Consider the following 24,871-nt stretch of genomic DNA (forward strand, 5'->3'; position numbering starts at 1 on the left):
ACTGCATTATTTAAATGGAAAACGTAGTGGACAACTTCTGTTTGCTAAAGTGATATTGAAATACTAGAAACTTAATAATTCTTAATACTTTTCTTTAATAATTCTTAACTTATTTGTTATAAGATAAATAATAGAAGTTTATTTATAAGGGGAGATTAAATATGTTTAAGTTTATAAAGGAATTTATTAAAAATCCAAAATTTATTGGAGCAGTGGCACCAAGTAGTGAATATTTAGCTGAAAAAATGATAGAAGATATTAATTTTAAGGAATGTAATTGTATTATAGAATATGGACCAGGAACAGGTGTTTTTACAGAAAAATTAATTGCAAGAAAAAAAGAGAACACATTATTACTTGTTATCGAGAATAACAAAGAATTTTATGAGAATTTATTTAGTATGTACGGTTACAAGGAAAATGTTAAAATTATAAATGATGGGGCAGAGAATATAAAAAAATATTTAAAAGAGTATAATATTAAACAGGTTGACTATGTTGTATCCGGGCTTCCTTTTACGGTATTGCCGGTAAGTATTTCAAATGCTATATTAAAAAACACAAAGGATATATTAAGCAATGAAGGAGAATTTATAACTTTTCAGTATTCCTTATTAAAAAAGAATTTCTTAGAAAAATATTTTAATAATGTAAAAGTGACGAAGGCAATGATAAATTTACCACCTGCATATGTATTGAAATGCAGAGTGAGGGAGGAACTATGAAAGAAAAAGTTTTAGTTGTAGATGATGATAAAAGCATAAGAAATTTAATTGAAGTTTATCTAAAAAATGATGGTTATGAGGTCTTTAATGCCTGCAATGGACAAGAAGCGTTAGAGTCACTCGAGAGTAATGAACCTGATTTAATAATATTAGATATAATGATGCCAATTTTAGATGGTGTAGCCACTTGCATAAAAATCAGAGAAAAGTATACAATGCCAATAATATTTCTATCAGCTAAAGGAGAAGAAATTGATAAAATACAAGGGCTAACTGTTGGTGCAGATGACTACATTACAAAGCCTTTTGGCTCAATGGAAGTTCTTGCTAGGGTGAAGGCGCAACTTAGAAGATATAAAAAATTTACTTATATGCCGACCTCTAAAAATATAATTGAGATAGAGGATTTAATTATAAATATAGACACTCATGAAGTTACGGTTAGGGGTGTTAATATAAAATTAACACCAAAGGAATTCGATATACTGGAATGTTTGGCTAGAAATAAAGGAAGTGTATTTACTATAGAAAAATTATATGAAACAGTATGGAAAGAGAGTTTTGCAGTCTCTGATACTTCTATAGCGGTACATATAACAAATTTAAGGCAAAAGATTGAAATTGATTCTAAAAATCCTCAATACATTAAGACCGTATGGGGAGTTGGATATAAAATATGAAGAATAAAATATATAATAAAATAGCGGCAAAATTAATTTTGCTAGTTGCTTTCGCTTTATTAATAAGTACTATAGTTTTCCTTGTTATAGCGAGGAGTCTGTATTCTTTTGTGATTAATACAAATACAACAGGAGATGCTCTAGTTAGAACTTTTAATAATTATTCAGTTCTTTTATTAATTATTCCCATTAGTATTTTTGTGGCTATTTTCTTGTTTGGAATAAATAAAAGAATTAGATATCTCAAATATATTATTAGCAAGGTAGGCAGCATCACAAATGAAAGTTTCATTGAAAAATTGGATTTTAAGGGCAATGATGAAATTACTGACTTAGCAAATAGTATCAATATTATGTCTAATCGGCTGAAGGAGAATTATGAAAAGGAAAAGAAGATTGAAAAGGCTAAGAATGAATTGATTGTAGCTGTTTCCCATGATTTAAGAACTCCATTAACTTCAATAATAGGATATTTAGAGTTACTTAAAGATGATAAGTTCTCCTATGAAGATGTGCAGAAAGATTACTTAAATGTAGCTTATGACAAGAGTATAAGCTTAAAAAAAATAATCAATGAATTGTTTGAATTTACTAAACTTACTAATGATATTACCACTTTAGAAAAAATCCCTTTCAATATAGCTACATTGGTAAATCAAATTATTGGAGAACAAATACCTTTTTTTAATGAAAAAAATATAAAAGTAGAAATAGAAAGTACTGCGGAGGAGCTTTATTGTGAAATAGATATTCAAAAGATGGTTAGGGTGATTGAAAATATAGTTAAAAATGCTGAGAAATATAGTTTCCCTAATACTATTTTTAAAGTTAGTATGATGGAAATTGAGAATAATATAAAAATAAGTTTTGAAAATAAAGGGGAAAGCATAAGCAAAGAAGAGTTAGAAAAGATATTTGAGAAAATGTATAGATTGGATAAATCTAGGACCGGTGAAACCGAGGGTTCGGGCCTGGGACTTGCAATTTCAAAGAAAATTATAGAGATGCATAGTGGAAAGCTGTGGGCTGAGTGTAAGGATAACACTATAAAATTTAATATTTTACTTCAAAAGGTATAGTTGATATTTTACTATGCTTTTTAATTTGTTTTATTAATTTTCTTAATAAATCTTAAGAGTTTCATGCATAAAATCTTAAAGATTATCCTTTAGAATAAAAGCATAGAACTTAAAGGAGTGTTAAATCATGAAAAAAAGAAATAAATTAATTTTGATAGCGATTTTCTGGTTGGCAATTGTAGCCGTTTTATATAGCCAAGGGATGATTACAACAGATATTAATAAAATAAATGAAATTATAGGAAAAAATCCTTATAAAATGAGAGTTTTATTTGTGCTTTTATCAACAATAAGAGTATTATTTTTTATTCCTCAAACTATTTTTATTATTATTGGAAGTATGTTATTTGGACCATATGAGGGCTTTGTTTTATCTGTTTTATCCTTAGCTATATCTCAAAGCATCATGTATGCTGTTGGAAAATATTTTCAAAATTAATTATTAGGAGAAAAATTTCTAGAGAAAAATAGGGTTACAATAGGCATTCTTAAGAAATATGGATATAAAATGCTAGCACTAGGCATCGCATGCCCTGTAACCCCTTCAGATCTATTAACCCTATCATCCGCTTGCATCAAATTAAATTATAAAAAATGCATAGCTATTATAGTAATGGCTGATGCTCCTATGATATTTTTGTATGGATTTTTAGGAACTGGAATTCAAGGTACTTTCTTATTTAAGACTTTAGCAATTGTTGTTATTATCTTTGTATCGTATTATACATTTGTTATTTGGAATAAAATTAATATTAATTCAGAGGGGGAAGAAAAACACTCTTCACTAGCATGAAATAAAAGGGATAACATGAACTATACATCAAAACTTGTTAGTTTATGTGGAGGTATTAGGATTCTTTATAGGATATATATATAAAGTAAGTTGTAATAAGAATTTGACATTTATTATTAAAGACATTATAATTTAATTGTATATATAAAGTAATTAATGCATATAATAGTGTTTATAAGTTAAATGTAAAGACTTCGACGAGAAGAGTAGATATAAAAGGTAGTTTTAGCGATTTGGTGATGGTGAGAGGCCAATACGAGATTTATATTGAAGAACATCTCCGAGTTTCTAACCGAAATCATTAGGAAAGTAGGCTTAGACGGGTCCAATCCGTTAATTGTTGGGTAGTATCAAATTATATTATGAAACAGAAATATATAATTTCGTACTAATTAGAGTGGTCATATTTTATGACAAATTGGGTGGCACGGCGAAATTATAGTTTTTCGTCCCTTTATTATGGGATGAAGGGCTTTTTTTATTATGTACAAAAGTATAAAATTATAAGGAGGGCAATTTTATGGAAAAATTGTTAGTGAAACAAATTTACAGAGGCAGTGAAAAATATGCAAATCAACTAGTATCTATCTCAGGATGGATAAGAACTTTAAGAGCTTCTAAAGCATTTGGATTTATAGAAATAAATGATGGAAGTTTTTTCAAGAATATTCAAGTGGTTTTTGAAGAAAAGTTAGATAATTTTGCAGAAATATCTAAATTACCTATAAGCTCATCACTTACTATTGAAGGAACATTAGTTGTAACACCAGAAGCTAAACAACCATTTGAGCTTAAAGCTACTAAAATAATAGTCGAGGGAATGTCAGATACCGATTATCCACTTCAAAAGAAAAGACATTCTTTTGAGTATTTAAGAACTATTGCACATTTAAGACCAAGAAGTAATGCATTTTCTGCAGTATTTAGAGTACGTTCATTAACTGCTTTTGCAATCCATGAATTTTTTCAAAAGAGAAATTTTGTATATACTCATACACCAATAATAACTGGTAGTGATTGCGAAGGTGCAGGTGAGATGTTCAGAATTTCTACTCTTGATTTTACTGATATTCCAATGGATAAAAACAAAAAAGTTGACTATTCAAAAGATTTTTTTGGCAAAGAAACCAGCTTAACTGTAAGTGGACAGTTAGCAGCAGAAGCTTTTGCTCTAGCTTTTAGAAATGTTTATACTTTTGGACCAACATTTAGAGCAGAAAATTCAAATACAGGAAGACATGCAGCTGAGTTTTGGATGATAGAGCCTGAAATAGCTTTTGCAGATTTAAATGATGATATGAAACTTGCAGAAGATATGATGAAATACATAATAAAATATGTTATGGAAAATGCACCGGAGGAAATGGAATTTTTCAACAGCTTTGTAGATAAAGGTTTAATTGAAAGATTAAATGGTGTTGTAAACTCAGAATTTGGTCAGGTTACATATACTAAAGCTGTAGATATTTTAATGAAATCAGGGAAAGAGTTTCAGTATCCAGTAACGTGGGGCTGCGATCTTCAAACTGAACATGAAAGATATTTAACAGAAGAGGTATACAAAAAACCACTATTTGTAACTGATTATCCAAAAGAAATAAAATCTTTTTATATGAGAGTAAATGAGGATGGTAAGACAGTAGCCGCAATGGACTTACTTGTACCAGGAATAGGCGAAATTATAGGTGGAAGCCAAAGAGAAGAAAGACAGGATATTCTAGAAGCTAGAATGGAAGAATGTGGTCTTAACAAAGAGGATTACTGGTGGTATTTAGAACTAAGAAAATACGGCGGAACTAAGCATGCTGGATTTGGATTAGGATTTGAAAGAGCTATTATGTATATTACGGGTATGAGTAACATAAGAGACGTTATTCCATTCCCAAGAACAACTGGGTCTGCTGAATTTTAATTTAATAAATTTATAAATGACATAATAAAGCATATGTAATATAGATAAAAGTTTGATCTCTTAGCCCTTAAGCTGAGAGATTTTCTTTTTAATTGTGTTATTAGTAGTTATTGCACTAATTATAAATGTATTTAATATTCATGTATTAAATTTGAATGAGGGGATAATAAGTATGAAAACAATTATGAAAGAATATATATTGATAACTGTGGGAATAGCACTCGTAGCATTAGGGCTTTATTTTTTCCTAATACCAAATGATTTAGCAGTAGGGGGTGTTAGTGGCCTTGCTATTGTTATAAATCAGTATATGCCCGGTCTTACTATTGGGGTTTTAATGTTTGTATTAAATATAATTCTATTTGTTGTAGGATTTATGTTCATAGGATCAAGTTTTGGAGTAAGGACAATGTATGCTAGTTTCGGATTATCTGGCATGATATGGGTATTAGAGAAACTTTGCCCCATGAGTGGTAGTATAACAAATGACATATTTCTAGAATTAATATTTGGTATATTAATAGGAGCCATAGGTATGGGTATGGTGTTTAATCAAAATGCATCCACAGGAGGAACTGATATAATAGCTAAGATGCTTAATAAGTATTTTCACTTAGAGATAGGTAAATCACTACTTATAGCAGATCTTTTCGTAACAATGCTAGCAGGGGTGGCATTTGGTCCTAGAATAGGTATGTATGCTTTAATGGGAGTTATCATCAATGGATATACAGTTGATGCAGTTATTGCTGGAATTAATAATTGTAAAAAAGTAGAAGTGGTTAGTTCAAAGGGAGAAGAGATAAAAAGGTTTATAATTGAAGATTTGGATAGAGGAGCAACGCTTTATACAGCTAAGGGAGCTTATACTAATGATGAAAAAGAAATTATAACCACTGTTTTAGGTAATAAGCAATTTGTGAAATTAAAAAATCACATAAAAGAAATTGATAAAACGGCTTTTATAATCACATATAATGTACATGAAACGGTTGGAGAAGGTTTTAAAGACATAGATGAATAAAAAGAAAAAAAATACAAGCTATTGACTATAGTCAATAGCTTGTATATTAAATATGTTAACTAAGCTTCAACTGGTGCGCCTGTAGGACAAACACCTGCACAAGCTCCACAATCGATGCAAGTATCAGCATCAATAACAAATTGTGAATCTCCTTGGCTTATAGCGTTAACTGGGCATTCAGGTTCACAAGCTCCACAGCTTACACATGCGTCAGTAATTTTATATGACATAATAACAACCTCCTTTTTTTACTAATTTACTACATACTATCATAATTGAGCTAATAAATAAAGTGTTTTTTTGAAATAGAAAACTTTGCTAAGAAATTAACCAATTTTACACGTTCTAATGGTTTTTTATATAACACATATATTTACTTTTCTATAATAATAAACGAATAACAATATTAAGTCGGTTCCAATTATAGGTGGTTTATATAAAAATAAAAACTAGAGTTTTAATCTATGAAAAAATAGTTTAGAAATTACTAAAAAGTACAGTATTAAATGAACTGAATTAAATAATAGTTACAGCTAAAAACTAAATTTAACACAGTTCATTTAATACCTATGGTAGTTAGTAACTTTTAGCTGTATCTATATTAATGATGAGCTCATCCATGTAGCTGTGAGTTATTAACTATTAATAATATTATGTGTAAGATTTCACATAACTATTCAATATAAAATAAAAAAGTATTACTTATTATTTAGTAGCCATTTTAAGGATAAAGCTGCTTTAGTTTTATGCGAAAATTAAGGGAAAGGTACTGACAACATAATTACAGCGGTAAAAGAAAAATAATAATTAAAAGTAGGATAAGTTGGTGATTCCATGAATTTATTCTCCCTTTTTTATATTATATAATGATTTCATGGGTGTACAAGAAGCTAAAGCAATTGGAGCAGCAATACTAAAAGACAAGTTTTAAAAAACAGGTTTTAATATAAATGTTGTTTACTGCGTAATAAATGAAATCCAAGTTGATGTGGATAATTAAAAATATTAAATTAAGTGAATATTAAATATTGTCATCATTAGCTACTGACTATTCAATTTATGTTTGAATTGTATGTAATTGTTTACTGGAATATAATAAAGTTAAAGTAATCAAGGAATTATTACTTCACAAACTTTTATTAATACGATTTAAATTACAGGGCAAACTTAAATTTTAGGTATAAGCAACTTGATACAATCTTTTAATAATTTTGGAGGAATATTATGAAGGATTACAAGATTAATTTACGATTAAAGAATATTTTGCAATATATATGTATTGAAAACGATTATATTACTATTGCAAAAATAGCAAAAAATTTAGGAGTTAGTGGGAGGACAGTAAATAGAGAAATCCCAGAGGTAGAGAAATTTCTTAAACAAAATAAAGTAAGTCTTGATAAAAAAACTGGAGTAGGTATTAAAGTAATAGGTACTCTTAAAGAAAAACAAACTATTATTAATCTGTTAAATGAAGAAAAAGATGACAAAATCTATTCGCCTAAGGAAAGAAAAAACATAATTATTAGTGAGTTGCTACAAAACCAAGAGCCTGTTAAGCTGTATAATTTTACTAAAACTTTAAAAGTTACAGAGGCAACTATTAGCAATGATTTAGAAAAGACAGATTCATGGTTTAAAAAGCACAAATTAAATCTAATTAGAAAACAAGGACTTGGAGTATATTTAGTAGGAGAAGAAGACCATATAAGAAAAGCTATGGTTAGCTTAATTTATGAAAATACAAATGAAAGTCAGCTTTTAAACCTAATAAGGCAAAATTTAGATAATTCAGTAGTTGTAGCAAAAGATATTGAAGTTTCTTCTAGAAATAGGCTACTTAATTTAATAAATAATGAAACAATAAAGAAAATAGAAGGTTTAATTGAGAACATTGAGAAAGAAAGAGATTATAAGTTAGTAGATAGCGCATTTGTTGGATTAATTGTTCATATTGCACTTGCTATTGAAAGGGTAAAAAAAGGAGATAAAATAACCATAGATCACGAGTTTTTAAAAGAACTTAAGACAAGCGCTGAGTATTTAATTGCATCTGATTTGTCTATTAATATATCGAAATGCTTTGAAGTAGAAATACCAGAAGATGAAATAGGTTATATAACAATGCATATTAAAGGATCTAAAAATTATAAGGAAAAATATAAAACAGGAAATAAGATAATAGGAAGTTTTGAACTTATAAAGTTATCCAAGGAAATTATAAAAACAGCAGAGATTGAAACAGGAAGATTCCTTGGGAATAATGAGGATTTGTTAAATGGATTAGTAAATCATCTTGGAACAGCAATTACAAGGCTAAAGATGAAACTTGATATTAGAAATCCACTTCTAGAAGAAATTAAGACTAATTATACTGATTTAATGAGGACTAGTACTAAATGTGCAAAAGTAGTTGAAAAACATATAGGAATAAAAATGCCTGAAGCTGAAATTGCATTTATCGCCATGCATTTAGGCGCTGCAATTGAAAATAGTGAAACGTTAATTAAACCTATTTACAGGGTTGCAATTGCTTGTGCTACGGGTATGGGAACTTCAAGACTTCTTGCTATAAGAATAGAAAATGAGTATGACAATATTCAAATTGTAGATATTATATCTACAATTCACATTGAGGAAAGTTTTCTAAAAGAGAATGAAATAGATTTCATTATATCTACAGTTAATATAGAGAAATGTTTTAAACCAGTAGTAAGAGTAAATCCATTGCTTTTTAAGGAAGATAAAGATAAAATTGCAAATCAAATAAAAAATTTTCAAAACACAAATATTAAACATTCGTATAAGAAAAATAAAAAAATTAAATTCAAAGACAAATTAATTTCATTAAATATATATAGTGAAGCAATAATACAGATATTAGATAATTTTTTTCTTAAAGAAATTCCAGAAATGAGTAGCGTTGACGCTTTAATAATTGAGGCTAGTAAAGCAATACAGCAAGATCCAGATACGACAGAAAAAATAAGAATGGCTCTAGAGAGTAGAGAAAAAAAAGGAAATACAGTTGTAACAGGACATGAGATGATATTGCTTCATAGTAGGACGGATATCGTACAAAAATTATACTTTGGGGCGGTAAAGTTATCTAGGGGATTAGAATGTTTAAATGGCGAAGGTAAAATAGAAAACATTAAGCTTGGAATTATAATGCTTGCACCAGAAGACTGCAGTGCACTACAAATAGAAGTTATAGGGTATGTAAGTAAAATGCTAATTGAAAGAGTTGATTTTCTCAAATATCTAAAGGCTGGAGACAGAGATTACGCATTCGATGAATTAAATGATATTCTAAAAGAATTTTATAAGCAAAAAGTAAATAATTAATGGAGGTATGAGTTATGGACAATACATCACATACAAAAAATAAAGGAAAGGTTAAAGAAAGAGTACAAGGTTTTGGTAGATTTCTAAGCGGAATGATACTTCCGAATATTGGTGCATTTATAGCATGGGGATTAATTACAGCATTATTCATACCGGATGGGTGGCTACCAAATTCTAATTTTGCTAAATTAGTTAGTCCAATGATAACCTACCTTTTACCACTATTAATAGGTTACACTGGCGGTAAAATGGTAGGTGGGACACGCGGTGGAGTAGTTGGGGCAATCTCAACTATGGGAATTATAGTAGGATCAGATATTCCAATGTTCATGGGAGCAATGATAATGGGACCTCTTGGTGGTTATGTTATAAAGAAATTTGATAATATGATTGAAGGAAAAGTTCCAGCTGGTTTTGAAATGTTAATTAATAATTTTTCAGCAGGGATACTTGGAGCAATGCTAGCATTAATTGCATTCTCCGGAATTGGTCCAGTAGTTTTAAGTTTAAACGGTCTCCTAAAAGATGGAGTAGAAGCAATAGTAAAAGCAGGGTTATTACCTTTAGCATCCATATTTATAGAACCAGCAAAAATATTGTTTTTAAACAATGCAATAGGTAATGGAATCTTGGTTCCAATAGGTGCACAAGAAGCTAAAGCAATCGGAAAATCAGTATTTTTCTTATTAGAATCAAATCCAGGACCTGGACTTGGAGTACTACTCGCTTATTGGGTGTTTGCAAAAGGTGCCGTTAAAGAATCAGCACCTAGTGCAATAATAATCCATTTTATAGGTGGAATACATGAAATTTATTTTCCTTACGTTTTGATGAATCCTTTGCTTGTAATAGCAGTAATTTGTGGTGGTGCAAGTGGAATATTCACATTCCAGATTTTTGGCGCTGGATTAATTGCAGCAGCCTCTCCAGGAAGCATAATTGCAGTACTTGCAATGACACCTAAAGGTGGATATTTTGCGGTAGTAGCAGGAGTGTTAGTAGCTGCTGCGGTATCATTTGTAGTATCAGCTGTAATAATAAAAAGTACTAATAAAAAAACAGATGGCAATGAATTAGAAGAAGCAAAATTAAAATCTAGTGAACTAAAATTAAAGAAAAAAGATGAAATAAGTGAGACAAGTGGAGTAACAGCCAAAACTTTTAATAAAGTAATATTTGCTTGTGATGCAGGTATGGGTTCAAGTGCAATGGGAGCAACTACATTAAGAACTAAATTTAAAAAGGCAGGATATAATATTGAAGTAGTAAATTGTGCAATTGAAGCCATCCCAAAGGATGCTCAGATTGTTATAACTCATGAAACACTAACTGCAAGAGCAAAGAATGTAGCTCCAAATGCTGAGCATATATCGGTTAAAGATTTCCTTAATAACCCGGCTTTTGAGATTCTTTCAGCAAGATTAAAACCAATTGATAATACTAATAATAAAGTTAATATTGAACCTAAAAATGTTGTAAAGAATGAAAGTAAAATTCTTGAAAAGAAAAATATAAAATTGGGACTTGAAAGTACAGATAAGTATACAGCAATTAAAATGGCAGGTAGATTATTGTATGAGGGTGGATATGTAGAAGAAGAATATATCGATGCTATGGTTCAAAGAGAAGATGATCTCTCCACATATATCGGTAAAGGTATAGCAATTCCTCATGGAGTTGGTGAATCTAAGAAAAATATTAAAAAAACAGGAATGGTAGTACTTCAATTTCCAAATGGAGTTAAGTTTGATGAAGAAATAGCATACCTCGTAATTGGTATTGCTGGAGTTGGAGATGAACATTTACAAATACTTTCTAATATTGCAATTGCAATTGAAGGAGAAGATGAAAGTATTACTGATAAGCTAAAAAATACGCAAGATGTCCAGTACATCTATGATTTATTTACAATAAAATTAGAAGATTAAATTATTAAAATATGTTAAATATAAGAGGTGAAGATATGATTACAACTATAACAATAAATCCAGCAGTTGATAAGACTATTGAAATAAATAATTTCACTTTAGGAAATGTTAATAGGGTTGCATCTGTTAGGTTGGATGCTGGGGGAAAAGGAATTAATGTATCAAAAGTAATAAAAAATTTGGGCGGTGAAAGTCGTGCAATGGGAATTCTCTCTGGTACCTCAGGAAAATTTATAAAGGATTACTTAGAAAAAATAAATATTTTAAATGACTTTGTTTTTACAAAAGGCGAAACTAGAACAAATATAAAAGTTGTTGACATGCTTAATCATACTAATACTGATATAAATGAGTCAGGTCCAGAGGCAAGTTTAAGGGATTTGGATGATGTATGTGATAAAGTCTTTAATAATATAAATAGTGATGATATTATCATTTTATCTGGAAGTGTGCCTAGTAACGTAGACAAGAGAATTTATGGTAATTGGATTACTAAGGCAAAAGAAAAAGGAGTAAAAACAATATTAGATGCTGACGGTGAAATGCTTAAGGCAGGTATTTTATCAGGACCTTACCTTGTAAAACCAAATATTGATGAGCTTTGCGCTATGTTTAACAAAAAAATAGAAGGTGTTGGCGAAACCGCTAAAATAGCGAAAGGTTTGCTAGAATATGGAATCGTCATAGTAGCAGTATCACTCGGAAGCGAAGGAGCAGTTTTTATAACTAAGGAATGCACGATATATGCACACGGTCTTAAGGTAGATGTAAAAAGTACAGTAGGAGCAGGAGACGCAATGGTTGCAGCACTCGCATATTCACTCGAGAAGGGTCTTAGCTTTGAAGATACAGTGAAGTTATCTGTTGCAACAGGAGCTGCGAATGTAATGACAGAAGGCACAAAGGCAAGTGATATTAAAACAATTATTGAACTCGAAAAACAAGTAGTATTTGAATACTTATAATAAATAAAAAAGGTGGTAATATATATGAAAACAAGAGCAGTAAGATTATACGGAAAAAAAGATTTGAGAATGGAAGAATTTGAACTTCCTGAAATAAAAGAAGACGAAATACTAGTAAAAGTAGTATCAGACAGTATATGTATGTCTACTTATAAAGCAGCAATACTCGGAAGTGATCATAAGAGAGTGCCTAGTGATGTAGCAGTTAATCCAGTAATTGTAGGACATGAAATGGCAGGAGATATAGTACAGGTAGGTTCAAAATGGAAAAATGACTTTAAGCCAGGAAATAAATTTTCTATGCAACCGGCATTAAACTATAAAGGAAGTATGGATTCACCTGGATATTCTTATAAATATTGTGGTGGAGACGCGACTTATATAATAGTTCCACAAGAAGTAATGGAACTTGGTTGCTTATTAAACTATGAAGGTAAAGCATATTATGAGGCATCACTTGCTGAACCAATGTCTTGCATTATTGGAGGTTTTCATGCAAGTTTTCATACTGTGATGGGTAGTTATGAGCATAAAATGGGAATTGTTGAAGGCGGAAAGCTTGCGATGCTAGCAGCTGCTGGTCCTATGGGTCTAGGTGCAATTGATTATGCTATGCACTGTGATAGAAAGCCATCTTTAATTGTAGTAACAGATATAGAACAAGGTAGATTAGATAGAGCAAGTGCAATATTTACGAGTGATGATGCAAAAAAAGTTGGAATAGAATTAATATTTGTTAATACAAAAGATATAGAAGATGTTCCGGCTTATTTAAGAGACTTAACAGGTGGAACAGGTTTCGATGATGTATTTGTATATTCTCCAGTTAAACCAGTTGTAGAGCAAGGAGATGAGATATTAGGTAGAGATGGTTGCTTAAACTTCTTTGCAGGCCCTACAGACACTAAATTCTCAGCTACTTTTAATTTCTATAACGTTCATTATCAATCAACTCATACTATTGGAACTACTGGCGGAAATACAAATGATATGATTGAGTCATTAAGAATGACAGAAAAGAATATTATAAATCCAGCAGTTATGGTTACTCATATTGGAGGACTTGATAGTGCAGCTGATGCAACACTTAAATTAACAGAAGTGCCAGCAGGTAAAAAATTAATATATACAAATATATTTATGGATATTACAGCAATAGATGAATTTGAAGAAAAAGGTAAAAAAGATCCACGTTTTAAAAAATTAGCAGAAATTACTAAAAATAATAAGGGTCTTTGGTGTGAAGCGGCAGAAGCATACTTACTTAAAAATTGGGAAGTAAAATAAAACAATAAAAAATTTAAACATAAAGAAAGATACAGGATTAATTCCTGTATCTTTCTTTATGTTTTATTATATTAAACAAATACCATCTATTAGAATTATAATAGATGGTATTTGTAATAAAAATTATTATTTTATTTAATTATTTACCGAGTAGTTTTAGTGCCTTACTAACAACATTTTCTGTTGTAAATCCAAATTCTTTATATAAAACTTCAGCTTTACCTGAAGCTCCAAATCTATCAATTGAGATAACATCGCCGTCCAGTCCTACATATTTGTACCAACCGAATGAAGCAGCGGCTTCAATAGCAAGTCTTGTTCTAACAGACGATGGCAATATCGATTCTTTATATTCTTTTGTTTGGGCATCAAATAAATCTAGGCAAGGCATACTTACAACTCTTGCTTTAATACCTTTTTCATTTAATAACTTAGCACCTTCGTAAATAAATTCTACTTCAGATCCAGAAGCCATTAAAATTATATCAGGATTTTGACCAGGTGTTTCATAGGTTTTTAAAACATATGCACCCTTTAAAGCTTCAATTGATGTTTCATCATATAAAGGTAGGTTCTGCCTTGTTAGTATTAGAGCAGTAGGTGTTGTATTTGAAGTCATTGCTGCATACCAACCAACAGCTGTTTCTTTAGAATCAGCTGGTCTAAACACATTAAAGTTTGGTAGAGCCCTTAAAGCTGCAAGTTGCTCTATTGGTTCATGTGTTGGACCGTCCTCACCAACAGCGATACTATCATGAGTTAAAACGTAAGTTACTGGGAGACCCATAAGAGCAGACAATCTCATTGCGCCCTTCATATAATCACTAAATACAAAGAAAGTAGAAACAAAAGGTTTAAGACCTCCATGAACATATATACCATTTGCAATGGCTGCCATTGCATGTTCACGTACTCCAAAGTGAAGGTTAGAACCATTTCTATTGTCTCTTGAGAAATCACCCATATCCTTCATATATGTTTTATTAGAAGGAGCAAGATCTGCAGATCCACCTATAAAGTTTGGTATATATTTTGCTAATGTATTTATTATAGAACCAGAAGAATTTCTTGTTGCTGCTTTACCTTCAAATTTCCATAATTCTTCAACTTTTAGTAAATCAACGCAGAGATCACCACTCTGCCATGCTTCATATTCTTTAGCAAGTTTAGGATTTTCTTTGCTATACTCAGCATAAAGTGTGTTCCAAGTTTCTTCCTTTTTGTTAAGTTCTGATTTTACAATTTCCATATGCTTAGTTACTTCATCTGGAACGGTAAATGGAGCAAGATTCCATCCCATACATTTTTTCATTTCAATTATATTATCTTCACCAAGGGGTTCACCATGTGCTGATGCTAAACCTTGTTTTTTAGCACAGCCAAATCCGATAATAGTCTTAATTTTAATAAAGGTAGGTTTATTTAACTCAAGTTTTGCAGTTTCAATGGCTTTGCCTATTGAATCCATATCATTGCCATCTTCTACGTTTATTACCTGCCATCCATAAGCCTCAAACCTTTTGCCTACATCTTCTGTGAATGCAATGTCTGTAGAGCCTTCTATAGATATACTATTTGAATCATACATTAAAATAAGTTTAGATAAACCTAGAGTACCTGCGAGAGAAGCTGCTTCTCCAGAAATACCTTCCATATTATCTCCATCACCACAAATAGCATATGTATAATGATCTACAATAGAATGTTTTTTCGTATTGAATTTTGCTGCAAGATGACTCTCAGCTATTGCCATACCTACTGCATTAGCAATTCCCTGTCCGAGTGGACCTGTGGTAACTTCAACTCCATTTGTATGACCATATTCTGGGTGACCAGGTGTTAAACTTCCAAATTGCCTAAAATTCTTTAAATCTTCAATAGTTAGACCATAGCCAAAAATATTAAGAAGTGAATATTCAAGCATTGATCCATGACCTGCAGATAGTACAAATCTATCTCTATCCTGCCATTTTGAATTGCTAGGATTATGTTTCATATGGTTTGCCCATAATGTATATGCCATTGGTGCAACTCCAAGTGGAAGACCTGGATGTCCTGAATTTGCTTTTTGTATTGCCTCAGCTGATAATACTCTTATAGTATCTACTGTTAGTTGGTCAATTTTATTCAATGTAAATGCCTCCTTATGGTTTTTAATTTTTATAATTATCTTATCCTATACATTTTATCACAAACAAAAATATATAAGAAGCAAACTTGACTAAATTAGCAGTATTATAAATATATAAGGGGCAGTTCATTACTAAATAGTAATGAACTGCCCCTTATACTGTAAAAAAACTTATAACTGAACTTTATCAGTATCTTGTTTTATTTTATTTTCAATTTCTAATAATATATTTTTTTGATAGTACATTACTAAATAACAAACAATACATGGTATGAATATCAATATAAAGGTTGTGACTTTAAAAAATATAAAACCTATAATTAAAAAACTTGAAAGGCATAAAAGTGTAATATTGAATTTCCGAATGGTAAAGTACATAGCTGTTTTAAGAACATCTTTCCACCCTAAATAAAATCTCGAAATTATTGGGAAGATATACAGATTTATCGAAAAAACAAAAACTATTATGACAAAAGTAGAAACAGTTAACACTTTCGGATAAGCACTTGTAATAAAATATTTAATATCAATTGATAGTATACATATAATCATTATTTCTAAGGCACCAAAAAATAAAGATTGAGTAAAGTTGGTTTTATAAGCTTTAAAATAATCTTTTGTAATGCTTACATCTTTTTCTCGTATAATTTTGCCCATTACACTAAATAGAGCTGTTGCTGCAGGTGCTATAGGAATACAACATAAAACCAGAATAGAAGTAAATCCTTGTGGAATTTTATTCGTTCCATTAGAAAAAAGTATAATTAACATAAGAACTAGTGGAATATTAAGAAGCAGAAAGTATAAATTACCGAGGAGGAACCAAAATATATAATTAGTTATTGTGTATAAAGGTCCCTCACCAAATTCTTTTCTTGATTTAGCCATTTTTACCTCCAACTGCATTTATAAAATGCGTTTATGTAAAATATTATAATAATAAAAATGCATATTTACTTGTTTAGCAACCATTGTAAAACTAAAATTGAATTATAATTTTGTTTAGTTGAGCCAACAATTCCAATCACCTTATTTTTTGTATCAAACCCCATTTTTTTTAATAGTATATTATTTTTGATATCTATAGCGTAAACAACATACTTTTTATCAGTTCCGATAGCATGAAGCTTTTCACCTTTTAACGAAGTTAAATTGAGTCCACTTATGTTATCTAATCGTAAAAACATATCCTCTTTAGCGAAGGTTTCAAACATGGTTTTATTTAAAATTACAACATCAAGTTCTCCAACAGATATCTGTGCAATAAACTTTTGCATATACTGACTTGTTATTTGAGGGTCTGTATTTTTTGAACCATCCAGTGGCATAGTGCTTACTCTAGCCTGTTTTCTAGCACTTCCATCTTTAACAACAACTTTTGTAAGTTGAGACTCTAAATTGTTTGTTTTATTAGTATCTACAACGTTTCCAAGTATAGTTAGAGTAAATACATAATTTGGTTTTGTTATGTGGCCATGTATAATAGAAATTATTATACATAAAGCAGCTAAGGTACCAATAATATGAAATTTATAATACTCCCAGATATATTCAGCTTTTTTTTGCTTGCTCATACCTTTTAAATCAACCATAATCTCCATCCCTTTTACTTGAATTTCGGTATCAACATAAAATATTTTATATTATTTTTTTACTGCTCTTGGATTATATTTAAAACAAAGGTTAATAAATTTTTCGTCGGGCATAAACAACAATTGCATTTTATCTTTTCCTTCTGTAACCATTGCCACATATATTGGCCCTTTTGTGTTTGTAGGATAGCATTTTACTATAGAAGTAGGTTTGCCAGAAAAATCTTTTACGACATCACTATCGCTAAGAGCCAAAAGTCCTACCTCTTTTATATTAAAAGTAGTGACTTTTTTTCTTTTTTTCATTTCTAATATTTTTTCTATATCCACTTCACCATTTGTAAATTGATACTCATATTCTACATACAATTTTGATTTGTAAAAATAACATGCTACAGCCAAGGCTATTAATAATATAGCAAAAATCATATTTACACTAGCCAAAAACAGTCCAATCAATCCAAGTACGTAGGTTGATTTACTTACTATATTGTAAGAAGTTGTTTTAGATGTTGTTACTAGTTGTTCATAAAAATTATCCATTTTTTTTATCCCCTTTAATTATCATATGATTTATTTATTGTGTTAATAAAAGTAGTTTAAATTGTAATTTATTTAATAATTCACCTATAATTATAACATAATCCATATATTATAAAAGGTTATTTTAGTTAAATTATATGGTTTACAATTTAAAAATAAAGATTAATATTATCTTAAGGAGATTTCATAAATTTATAGTTGCAAAATGTAAATAATAATATGATAATAAGAATATATGAGCTAGAAACATTATAATGGGATTGGTATATTAAGCGTTGAAAAATATAAAAATAGGTTAAATTAGGGGCGATATTATGAGCTTAAAAGGGAAAGTTGCAATAGTGACAGGATCATCTAGAGGAATAGGAAAAGGAATTGCTATAGAACTTGCAAAGAATGGATGCTGTCTTGTGATAAATTATAAAACTAATGATGAAGAGGCTGAGAAAACTTATAAGGAAATTAGAAAACTTGGAGCTTATGCCTTAATAATTAAAGGTGATGTAAGCAATTATGAATTTGCAAAACAGATGGTAAAAACTACTGTTGAAAAATTAGGGAAAATAGACATTTTAATAAATAATGCAGGAATATCAAAGGTCGGGTTATTTATGGATCAGGAACCTAGTGAATGGAATAATATTTTAGATGTAAATTTAAAAGGAACTATTAATTGTTCCCATAATGTCGTAAAAGAGATGATAAAACAAAAGAAAGGTAGCATAATAAATATATCTTCAATGTGGGGGGGAGTTGGTGCTTCTTGTGAGGTAATTTATTCTGCATCTAAAGGAGCGGTTAACGCTTTTACAAAGTCATTAGCTAAGGAACTTGCACCTTCGAGTATTAGAGTAAACGCCATTGCACCAGGGGTTATAGATACAGAAATGAATAAATGGTTAACTAAAGATGAACGTACAAATTTAATGAATGAAATACCTATGAGGAAATTTGGAGAGAGTTCTGATGTTGGTATGCTTGTAACTTTTTTAGCCAGTGAAAAATCAAAATATATTACAGGGCAAGTAATAACTATCGATGGAGGATTCTTATAATTGATCTAAAATAAATTTAACAAATTCAATATATTATTTAATGAATTATTCATTTTTTCTTAATGAATAATTAATATTTGAATCTATTTGTATGTTATAATTATATTATTATTTAGTAAGTAAATCATATGAAATGAAAGAAGGCTAATATTATTATGGAATATACAAAGGGTAAAAATGTAATATCAAAGTTGTTTAAATCAGCTTTAACAATAGGTGCTGTTATTGTATTAGTAATAGCAATACCTTATATAGCTATCTTTGTTATTAGAGCCTTATTTGCAATTGCAGTTTTCTCAGTTTTAGTATGGTATAGTTTAAAATTAGTAAAAGGTGTTAAGAAGTTTATGAAAAAATCAAGCATAAAAAATGAAACTACTACAAAATCTAATATCTTTAGTAATGATATGGATATGAAAAATAACACTGATATTAATTACGAAGATAGTGTTATTATTGATGTAGATTATAAAAATGTGATATAAGGCACATATAATGATAAAAAATAAGTTTATATACTATAGTTAAAGGACCAATCTATAATATTAGATTGGTTTTTTATCTTTTAATGATATAAGGAAATCTAATAAAATGCATATGAATAGGAGCAATTAATTCTATGACGCATATAAGGGGGTTGCTATGCAGATAGAAATTATAAAATTTATACAAACCATAATATCTCCATTTTTTGATGCATTTTTTCAATTAGTTACAATGACTGGTGAGGAGTCTTTTTATATTATTGCAGCTGCTATAATATTTTGGTGTGTAGATAAAAAATTTGGGTATAAATTAGGGTTTGTATTACTTACAAGCACAATAACAAACATTATTTTAAAAGATATGATTAATGCAGCTAGGCCAATAGGAGTATCTGGAATAAGGTCACTTAGAGTAGAAACAGCTACAGGACAATCTTTTCCAAGTGGGCATACACAAGGGGCTACCACATTTTGGATTTCTTGTATTATTAAAGTTAGAAGAAAGTGGATTTATATAGTTGGAATTTTAGCAATCGCTTTAGTGAGCATTTCAAGGCTTTATCTTGGACTTCATTATCCGATAGATGTAATTGGTGGAATAGTAATTGGAATCATATGCGTTATTATTTCTAACTATATTTTTGAATATGCAGAGAAAACTCAAAAATCATGGGTGTTAATGATAATTATTGTACCTACACTCATTGGAATGATATTTTTTAGAGAAAAAACATATTATACAATAGCAGGAACAGTACTAGGATTTTTTATTGGGTATATGTTAGAGTCCCAATATGTGCAGTACGAAGTTCGGAGTAGTATATTAAAGCAAATAATGAAATTGGTGTTTGGGTTAGTAATTCTTGTGACTTTAAAAGGTATGTTAAAAGTAATACTTCCATTTAATATATTTTCTGATTTTTTTAGATATATTGTTATTGGATTGTGGATTACAGTGGGAGCACCATGTATTTTTAAAAAATTTATTAGGCAGATTTAATCTAAATAGCATATTTTTTTGAGAATAGTAAAACCTATGAATAACAATACAGAAAAGGGAGATGTTTTTATGCCTAAAGATAGCCAACCCGATAATAAGTTTTCTAGATTAGTAAAGAGTAATTATAATACCCCTATAACTCGTGAAACTGCGAAAAATCAAAATGCTACAAATAAAAAACAATCTACTGATAAAAAGTAGAACTATTAGAGCATATAAACATTTGTTTATGTGCTCTTTTTAAAATTTCATATAAAATTATAGAGTAAAATGTAATTTATTTAATTTATTTGTAAATAAAAATTTTATAATTTCCTAATAAATAAAAGATTATTTATTGCATTATCTTAATACTATGTTAGAATTTATATATATGACTATGTTAGAATTAAGTTTATACTGTGAAGTCTAAAGCTGCAGCATGTCTGTAGCTTTTTATATTTTAAAATGTAAAGGTTAGGCTAGTAATAGTTTCTGAAAAGTCTTAGATACTATTGTATTATTTAAGAAGGAGTGAATGAATTGAGTTTTAAAGTTTATAATACCTTGACTAGAAGTAAAGATGAATTTATACCTTATGTAGAAGGAAAGGTTGGAATGTATACTTGTGGACCTACAGTTTACAACTATGCACATATAGGTAATTTGAGAACGTATATTTTTGAAGATGTACTTAAAAAATCGTTGGAGTATTCAAAGTTTAAAGTTAAGCATGTAATGAATATTACAGACGTTGGGCACCTTCAGTCAGATGGAGATGAAGGTCAAGATAAAATGGCCCTAGGAGCAAAACGTGAGCATAAAACTGTATGGGAAATTGCTAGATTTTATGAAGATGCTTTTTTTGAGGATTGTAAAAAACTCAATATAAAAAGGCCTACTATTGTATGTAGGGCTACAGAACATATACAAGACATGATAGAGTTTATAAAAAAACTTGAAGAAAAAGGGTATACTTACGTTTCTAATGGAAATGTATATTTTGAAATTGATAAATTTCCTGATTATGCAAAGCTTGCTCATCTTAGTTTAGATGAACTTGAAGCGGGTAGTAGAATAGAGGTAGATCCTAATAAAAAAAATCCGCTTGATTTCGTATTGTGGTTTACAAATTCTAAGTTTTCAAATCAAATTATGCAATGGGAATCACCATGGGGCAAAGGATTTCCAGGTTGGCATTTAGAATGTTCTACTATGTCTGTTAAGTATATTGGTGAATATTTAGATATTCACTGTGGAGGAATAGATCATATTGCTATACACCACACTAATGAAGTTGCTCAATCAGAAGGAGTACTTGGACATAAATGGGTAAAGTACTGGATGCATGGAGAGTTCTTAGTGCTCGATAGTGGTAAGATGTCGAAGTCTAGTGGTAACTTTTTAACAATATCAAGTCTTGAAAAAGAAGGATATAGTGCTCTTGATTATAGATATTTCTGCCTTCAATCTAAATATAGGAAACAGTTAGTGTTCAGTTTCGATAGTTTAAATGACGCTAGGAATAGTTATAAAAAACTTAAAGAAAGAATTTCTCCCGTTTTAAGTGGTATTAACAAAAATGATATAGTTAGAGAAGAGAAAATTGTATCATATAAAGAAAAGTTCTTATCATTTATTAGCGATGATCTAAATATAGCAAATGCTTTTACTGTACTTTTTGATGTTTTAAAAGATACTGATCTTAATAATAAGGAAAAATCTATTCTTATAGAGGATTTTGATAAGATATTTTCATTAGATCTTATGAAAATTGAAAAAGAAACTACAGATATAGATGAAAACCTTATAAATAATCTTATTGTTGAAAGAGATGCTGCAAGAGCAAGTAAAAACTGGGCAAGAGCAGATGAGATAAGAGATGAATTTATATCTATGAATATTGAACTTCTTGATTCTAAAGAAGGAACAACTTGGAAAGCTAAATAAAAATAAATCTAGTGAGATTTTATGTTTGTAAGCAATGGAAAGGTTAAACAATTATTAATTGTTTAACCTTTCCATTTACTTTAGATTTTTATAATGCACTATAAGATAATTTAGTTTATAATATTATGTATAGTTAAAAGCAGATAAAAATATTATTATATAGAGGTGATGGATATGGAGAGAACAAATTTAAAAGCATCAATAGTAATTGCAATTATTGGTATAATTTTAATATCAGTTATATATTTTAGACCTGTAAGCATTAATAGAGAGTATAGTGGATATATGTATAATGAGAATATAGAATTAGGCAAAACAGTAGAAATTAATCTTGATGGAGTATTAAGAAAAAATTTATCACTTAATTATGAATTTACAGGAAGTATAAAAGTGGATGGCATAAAAAAACAAGTTATACTAAAGAGAATATGGGCAAAAAATAATGTTTTTAAAACTTTAGAATATAGTGCTTTTATAGAAACAAAAAATATTAAAACTGGTCAATATGAGATAGATGGAACAGTTAATACCTCAAAGAACTTCAATGAAATACTTATAAAACTAGATGAGGTAGACAGTAAATACAATAGTAAATTCAATATCTGTGGACCAAGTAGTACTAGAGAAGAGGCAAAAGGCATTATAACTAAAATGGAAAAAAATAATTAATGATAATAATATATTAATAGTGAATGGAGGAATTGCAATGTCAAAAGGAATTATTTTAAAACTACAGCCATATTTAAGTGAAAAAATATGGGGCTTAGAGAAATGGGTGCTTTCTTGTCATGAAGATGGAAAATCAACAATAAAAGAGGGTATTTATAAAGGAAAAGAATTATCTGAAATCTTAGGTTGTGGCAATGATTTTCCTATATTAAATAAAATTATAAAGGCGGAAGATACTTTATCTGTACAAGTACATCCAAATGATGCTTATGCTAAAAGGGTTGAAAATGCTAATGGAAAGACGGAATGCTGGTATGTATTGGAAGCAAAAGAGGGTGCAACTTTAGTATCAGGAATAAAGAAGGGCCTAAATAAAGAAAAGTTAAGACAAATTATAAAAGAAGGTAAATTAGAAGAGCATTTGGAACGTATTAATATTAAAAGAGGGGATTTCATCTATATACCAGCAGGGACGGTTCATGCTATAGAGTCTGGAGTAAAGCTTATAGAAGTTCAGCAAAACAGTAACATTACTTATAGGCTTCATGACTGGGGACGCGGTAGGGAAGTTCATATTGAAAAATCCTTAGACGTTATAGATTATGAAGGTAAAAATAAGGGTGGTAGAATAGCGAACTTTGTAAAACTCGAGACACCTTATTTTAAAGTTGAGAAAATTATTGTTCAAAGTAACTATATAGATACTGTTAATGAAAGTTTCCATAGCTATACTGTAATAAGTGGTGAGGGAATAATAAAAGCTAACGAAAAGCAAATGAATTTAAAAGAGGAAGAAACAATTTACATATCAAAAGGGATCGAATATAAACTTGAAGGGAATATGGAATTACTTAAATCAAGTGTGTAAAAAATTTATAGCGAAAAATATAACCTATGCGCCATAAAAGGAGGGTTTATATAATGAAGTCAATAAAATTACTTAAGAAAAGTATGATATTATTTACAGTGGTTTTTGTGGTTTTCGCTAGTGGATGTGGAAGTATTGCACAGGAGAATAGTAATACATCCACTGAAGAGGTTAAAACACAAACAAAGATTGTTACGGAAAAAGGAGTTAATGATAAAAATCCAATGGTTACGATTGTAATGGAAGATGGTTCAACTATAAAAATAGAATTATATCCAGAAATTGCACCTAATACCGTTAGAAATTTTGTTTCTTTAGTTAATAGTGGTTTTTATAATGGATTAATATTTCATAGAGTAATATCAGGGTTTATGGTACAAGGGGGCGATCCAAAAGGAACAGGTACTGGTGGGCCAGGTTATGTAATAAATGGAGAGTTTAGTGGAAATAATTTTAACAATACTTTAAAACACGTGCGTGGAGTGATTTCTATGGCAAGAGGAGGTACTGATCCAAATTCGGCTGGGTCACAATTTTTTATAGTGGTTGAAAATTCTGCTAATTCTACTGCTCTAGATGGTCAATATGCTGCATTTGGTAAAGTTACGCAGGGGATGGAAATAGTAGATAAAATAGTTTCTGTAGAGACAGATAGTAATGATAAACCTAAAAAGGATCAAAAAATTAAAAAAGTTACTGTAGATACTTTTGGAGTTAAATATGGTGAAGTACAAAAGGTAAAATAAAAATAATTAAAGCAAGTATTCCTATAAAACACATTTATGGAAATACTTGCTTTTGTTTTTTTTGAAAGGTTTTGAGTATTTTATCTTTAACATAGAACCTATAACTATGAAT

24 protein-coding genes and 1 other annotated feature are annotated in these 24,871 nt (G+C 29.7%); of the genes, 19 read left to right on the plus strand and 5 right to left on the minus strand.

Going from position 1 to position 24,871, the window contains the following annotated elements; all coding sequences use genetic code 11:
- Positions 1–161: 161 nt before the first annotated feature.
- The 7 genes from KPL37_RS03110 (at position 162) to KPL37_RS03135 (ending at position 6,213) form a co-directional block, all read left to right on the plus strand.
- The gene (locus KPL37_RS03110) at positions 162–725 is read left to right on the plus strand and encodes a class I SAM-dependent methyltransferase (protein ID WP_216145973.1); all 564 of its coding nucleotides are present in this window, start codon (positions 162–164) and stop codon (positions 723–725) included.
- The gene (locus tag KPL37_RS03115) at positions 722–1,405 is read left to right on the plus strand and encodes a response regulator transcription factor (RefSeq protein ID WP_216145974.1); all 684 of its coding nucleotides are present in this window, start codon (positions 722–724) and stop codon (positions 1,403–1,405) included. The genes KPL37_RS03110 and KPL37_RS03115 overlap by 4 nt, the downstream gene beginning before the upstream one ends.
- Positions 1,402–2,484, plus strand: coding sequence for a sensor histidine kinase (locus tag KPL37_RS03120; protein ID WP_216145975.1), 1,083 nt, complete (start codon positions 1,402–1,404; stop codon positions 2,482–2,484). Before KPL37_RS03115 ends, KPL37_RS03120 begins: the two co-directional genes overlap by 4 nt.
- Positions 2,485–2,611: 127 nt before the next feature.
- Complete coding sequence (locus KPL37_RS19640; RefSeq protein ID WP_246578107.1) at positions 2,612–2,923, plus strand: TVP38/TMEM64 family protein; 312 nt, start codon at positions 2,612–2,614, stop codon at positions 2,921–2,923.
- Between the two features lie 69 nt (positions 2,924–2,992).
- A complete protein-coding gene (locus KPL37_RS19645) occupies positions 2,993–3,277 on the plus strand; it encodes a hypothetical protein (RefSeq protein ID WP_246578108.1) in 285 nt (94 codons plus the stop codon).
- A gap of 185 nt (positions 3,278–3,462) precedes the next feature.
- Positions 3,463–3,734, plus strand: a binding site (T-box leader).
- 63 nt (positions 3,735–3,797) lie between these two features.
- Positions 3,798–5,189: an asparagine--tRNA ligase gene (asnS, locus tag KPL37_RS03130; protein WP_216145976.1), complete on the plus strand. Its 1,392-nt coding sequence runs from the start codon at positions 3,798–3,800 to the stop codon at positions 5,187–5,189.
- Between the two features lie 172 nt (positions 5,190–5,361).
- Positions 5,362–6,213, plus strand: coding sequence for a YitT family protein (locus KPL37_RS03135; protein ID WP_216145977.1), 852 nt, complete (start codon positions 5,362–5,364; stop codon positions 6,211–6,213).
- A 59-nt stretch (positions 6,214–6,272) separates the two neighbouring features.
- Here KPL37_RS03135 and KPL37_RS03140 read toward each other — a convergent pair whose 3' ends face one another.
- Complete coding sequence (locus KPL37_RS03140) at positions 6,273–6,443, minus strand: DUF362 domain-containing protein (protein ID WP_071611800.1); 171 nt, start codon at positions 6,441–6,443, stop codon at positions 6,273–6,275.
- Positions 6,444–7,437: 994 nt separating this feature from the next.
- Between KPL37_RS03140 and KPL37_RS03145 the strand changes: the two genes are divergently transcribed.
- Genes KPL37_RS03145 through KPL37_RS03160 form a run of 4 tightly spaced genes read left to right on the plus strand, consistent with a single transcriptional unit; the run spans position 7,438 to position 13,741 of the window.
- Complete coding sequence (locus KPL37_RS03145) at positions 7,438–9,561, plus strand: BglG family transcription antiterminator (protein WP_216145978.1); 2,124 nt, start codon at positions 7,438–7,440, stop codon at positions 9,559–9,561.
- A gap of 14 nt (positions 9,562–9,575) precedes the next feature.
- Entirely contained in the window at positions 9,576–11,489 is a 1,914-nt protein-coding gene (locus tag KPL37_RS03150; protein ID WP_216145979.1) for a PTS mannitol transporter subunit IICBA, read from the plus strand.
- A 35-nt stretch (positions 11,490–11,524) separates the two neighbouring features.
- A complete protein-coding gene (gene pfkB, locus KPL37_RS03155) occupies positions 11,525–12,454 on the plus strand; it encodes a 1-phosphofructokinase (RefSeq protein WP_216145980.1) in 930 nt (309 codons plus the stop codon).
- A 24-nt stretch (positions 12,455–12,478) separates the two neighbouring features.
- Positions 12,479–13,741, plus strand: a complete 1,263-nt coding sequence (locus KPL37_RS03160; protein WP_216145981.1) for a zinc-binding dehydrogenase — start codon at positions 12,479–12,481, stop codon at positions 13,739–13,741.
- 139 nt (positions 13,742–13,880) lie between these two features.
- Here the strand turns inward: KPL37_RS03160 and tkt are convergent, their stop codons facing one another.
- From tkt to KPL37_RS03180, 4 genes are all read right to left on the minus strand, one after another.
- A complete protein-coding gene (gene tkt / locus KPL37_RS03165) occupies positions 13,881–15,872 on the minus strand; it encodes a transketolase (RefSeq protein ID WP_216145982.1) in 1,992 nt (663 codons plus the stop codon).
- A gap of 171 nt (positions 15,873–16,043) precedes the next feature.
- Positions 16,044–16,760: a YesL family protein gene (locus KPL37_RS03170; protein WP_216145983.1), complete on the minus strand. Its 717-nt coding sequence runs from the start codon at positions 16,758–16,760 to the stop codon at positions 16,044–16,046.
- A gap of 65 nt (positions 16,761–16,825) precedes the next feature.
- The gene (locus KPL37_RS03175; RefSeq protein ID WP_216145984.1) at positions 16,826–17,464 is read right to left on the minus strand and encodes a hypothetical protein; all 639 of its coding nucleotides are present in this window, start codon (positions 17,462–17,464) and stop codon (positions 16,826–16,828) included.
- Positions 17,465–17,515: 51 nt separating this feature from the next.
- Positions 17,516–18,007, minus strand: a complete 492-nt coding sequence (locus KPL37_RS03180) for a DUF6106 family protein (protein WP_216145985.1) — start codon at positions 18,005–18,007, stop codon at positions 17,516–17,518.
- A 314-nt stretch (positions 18,008–18,321) separates the two neighbouring features.
- Here KPL37_RS03180 and ymfI point away from each other — a divergent pair, with 314 nt between their 5' ends.
- From ymfI to KPL37_RS03220, 8 genes are all read left to right on the plus strand, one after another.
- Positions 18,322–19,062, plus strand: coding sequence for an elongation factor P 5-aminopentanone reductase (gene ymfI, locus KPL37_RS03185; RefSeq protein ID WP_216145986.1), 741 nt, complete (start codon positions 18,322–18,324; stop codon positions 19,060–19,062).
- 155 nt (positions 19,063–19,217) lie between these two features.
- Positions 19,218–19,547, plus strand: a complete 330-nt coding sequence (locus tag KPL37_RS03190) for a hypothetical protein (protein WP_216145987.1) — start codon at positions 19,218–19,220, stop codon at positions 19,545–19,547.
- Positions 19,548–19,704: 157 nt separating this feature from the next.
- Positions 19,705–20,547: a phosphatase PAP2 family protein gene (locus KPL37_RS03195; protein WP_216145988.1), complete on the plus strand. Its 843-nt coding sequence runs from the start codon at positions 19,705–19,707 to the stop codon at positions 20,545–20,547.
- 36 nt (positions 20,548–20,583) lie between these two features.
- Complete coding sequence (locus KPL37_RS03200; protein WP_216146050.1) at positions 20,584–20,748, plus strand: hypothetical protein; 165 nt, start codon at positions 20,584–20,586, stop codon at positions 20,746–20,748.
- Between the two features lie 321 nt (positions 20,749–21,069).
- Entirely contained in the window at positions 21,070–22,476 is a 1,407-nt protein-coding gene (cysS, locus tag KPL37_RS03205; RefSeq protein WP_216145989.1) for a cysteine--tRNA ligase, read from the plus strand.
- A gap of 174 nt (positions 22,477–22,650) precedes the next feature.
- On the plus strand, positions 22,651–23,145 hold the full coding sequence (locus tag KPL37_RS03210) for a hypothetical protein (RefSeq protein WP_216145990.1): 495 nt from the start codon (positions 22,651–22,653) through the stop codon (positions 23,143–23,145).
- A 37-nt stretch (positions 23,146–23,182) separates the two neighbouring features.
- On the plus strand, positions 23,183–24,013 hold the full coding sequence (locus KPL37_RS03215; RefSeq protein ID WP_216145991.1) for a type I phosphomannose isomerase catalytic subunit: 831 nt from the start codon (positions 23,183–23,185) through the stop codon (positions 24,011–24,013).
- A gap of 53 nt (positions 24,014–24,066) precedes the next feature.
- Positions 24,067–24,759 (plus strand): peptidylprolyl isomerase, encoded by a 693-nt coding sequence (locus KPL37_RS03220; RefSeq protein ID WP_216145992.1) that lies wholly within the window; start codon positions 24,067–24,069, stop codon positions 24,757–24,759.
- The last annotated feature ends 112 nt before the right edge of the window (positions 24,760–24,871 follow it).

Source organism: Clostridium frigoris, assembly GCF_018861865.1.
In the GTDB taxonomy this organism is placed as follows: domain Bacteria; phylum Bacillota; class Clostridia; order Clostridiales; family Clostridiaceae; genus Clostridium_AD; species Clostridium_AD frigoris.

What these genes read in the sequence shown, in the direction of transcription:
- KPL37_RS03110 (WP_216145973.1), top strand. Translation starts at nt 162, where the DNA reads ATGTTTAAGTTTATAAAGGAATTTATTAAAAATCCAAAATTTATTGGA.
- KPL37_RS03115 (WP_216145974.1), top strand. Translation starts at nt 722, where the DNA reads ATGAAAGAAAAAGTTTTAGTTGTAGATGATGATAAAAGCATAAGAAAT.
- KPL37_RS03120 (WP_216145975.1), top strand. Translation starts at nt 1,402, where the DNA reads ATGAAGAATAAAATATATAATAAAATAGCGGCAAAATTAATTTTGCTA.
- KPL37_RS19640 (WP_246578107.1), top strand. Translation starts at nt 2,612, where the DNA reads ATGAAAAAAAGAAATAAATTAATTTTGATAGCGATTTTCTGGTTGGCA.
- KPL37_RS19645 (WP_246578108.1), top strand. Translation starts at nt 2,993, where the DNA reads ATGCTAGCACTAGGCATCGCATGCCCTGTAACCCCTTCAGATCTATTA.
- asnS (WP_216145976.1), top strand. Translation starts at nt 3,798, where the DNA reads ATGGAAAAATTGTTAGTGAAACAAATTTACAGAGGCAGTGAAAAATAT.
- KPL37_RS03135 (WP_216145977.1), top strand. Translation starts at nt 5,362, where the DNA reads ATGAAAACAATTATGAAAGAATATATATTGATAACTGTGGGAATAGCA.
- KPL37_RS03140 (WP_071611800.1), bottom strand. Translation starts at nt 6,443, where the DNA reads ATGTCATATAAAATTACTGACGCATGTGTAAGCTGTGGAGCTTGTGAA.
- KPL37_RS03145 (WP_216145978.1), top strand. Translation starts at nt 7,438, where the DNA reads ATGAAGGATTACAAGATTAATTTACGATTAAAGAATATTTTGCAATAT.
- KPL37_RS03150 (WP_216145979.1), top strand. Translation starts at nt 9,576, where the DNA reads ATGGACAATACATCACATACAAAAAATAAAGGAAAGGTTAAAGAAAGA.
- pfkB (WP_216145980.1), top strand. Translation starts at nt 11,525, where the DNA reads ATGATTACAACTATAACAATAAATCCAGCAGTTGATAAGACTATTGAA.
- KPL37_RS03160 (WP_216145981.1), top strand. Translation starts at nt 12,479, where the DNA reads ATGAAAACAAGAGCAGTAAGATTATACGGAAAAAAAGATTTGAGAATG.
- KPL37_RS03170 (WP_216145983.1), bottom strand. Translation starts at nt 16,760, where the DNA reads ATGGCTAAATCAAGAAAAGAATTTGGTGAGGGACCTTTATACACAATA.
- KPL37_RS03175 (WP_216145984.1), bottom strand. Translation starts at nt 17,464, where the DNA reads ATGGTTGATTTAAAAGGTATGAGCAAGCAAAAAAAAGCTGAATATATC.
- KPL37_RS03180 (WP_216145985.1), bottom strand. Translation starts at nt 18,007, where the DNA reads ATGGATAATTTTTATGAACAACTAGTAACAACATCTAAAACAACTTCT.
- ymfI (WP_216145986.1), top strand. Translation starts at nt 18,322, where the DNA reads ATGAGCTTAAAAGGGAAAGTTGCAATAGTGACAGGATCATCTAGAGGA.
- KPL37_RS03190 (WP_216145987.1), top strand. Translation starts at nt 19,218, where the DNA reads ATGGAATATACAAAGGGTAAAAATGTAATATCAAAGTTGTTTAAATCA.
- KPL37_RS03195 (WP_216145988.1), top strand. Translation starts at nt 19,705, where the DNA reads ATGCAGATAGAAATTATAAAATTTATACAAACCATAATATCTCCATTT.
- KPL37_RS03200 (WP_216146050.1), top strand. Translation starts at nt 20,584, where the DNA reads ATGAATAACAATACAGAAAAGGGAGATGTTTTTATGCCTAAAGATAGC.
- KPL37_RS03210 (WP_216145990.1), top strand. Translation starts at nt 22,651, where the DNA reads ATGGAGAGAACAAATTTAAAAGCATCAATAGTAATTGCAATTATTGGT.
- KPL37_RS03215 (WP_216145991.1), top strand. Translation starts at nt 23,183, where the DNA reads ATGTCAAAAGGAATTATTTTAAAACTACAGCCATATTTAAGTGAAAAA.
- KPL37_RS03220 (WP_216145992.1), top strand. Translation starts at nt 24,067, where the DNA reads ATGAAGTCAATAAAATTACTTAAGAAAAGTATGATATTATTTACAGTG.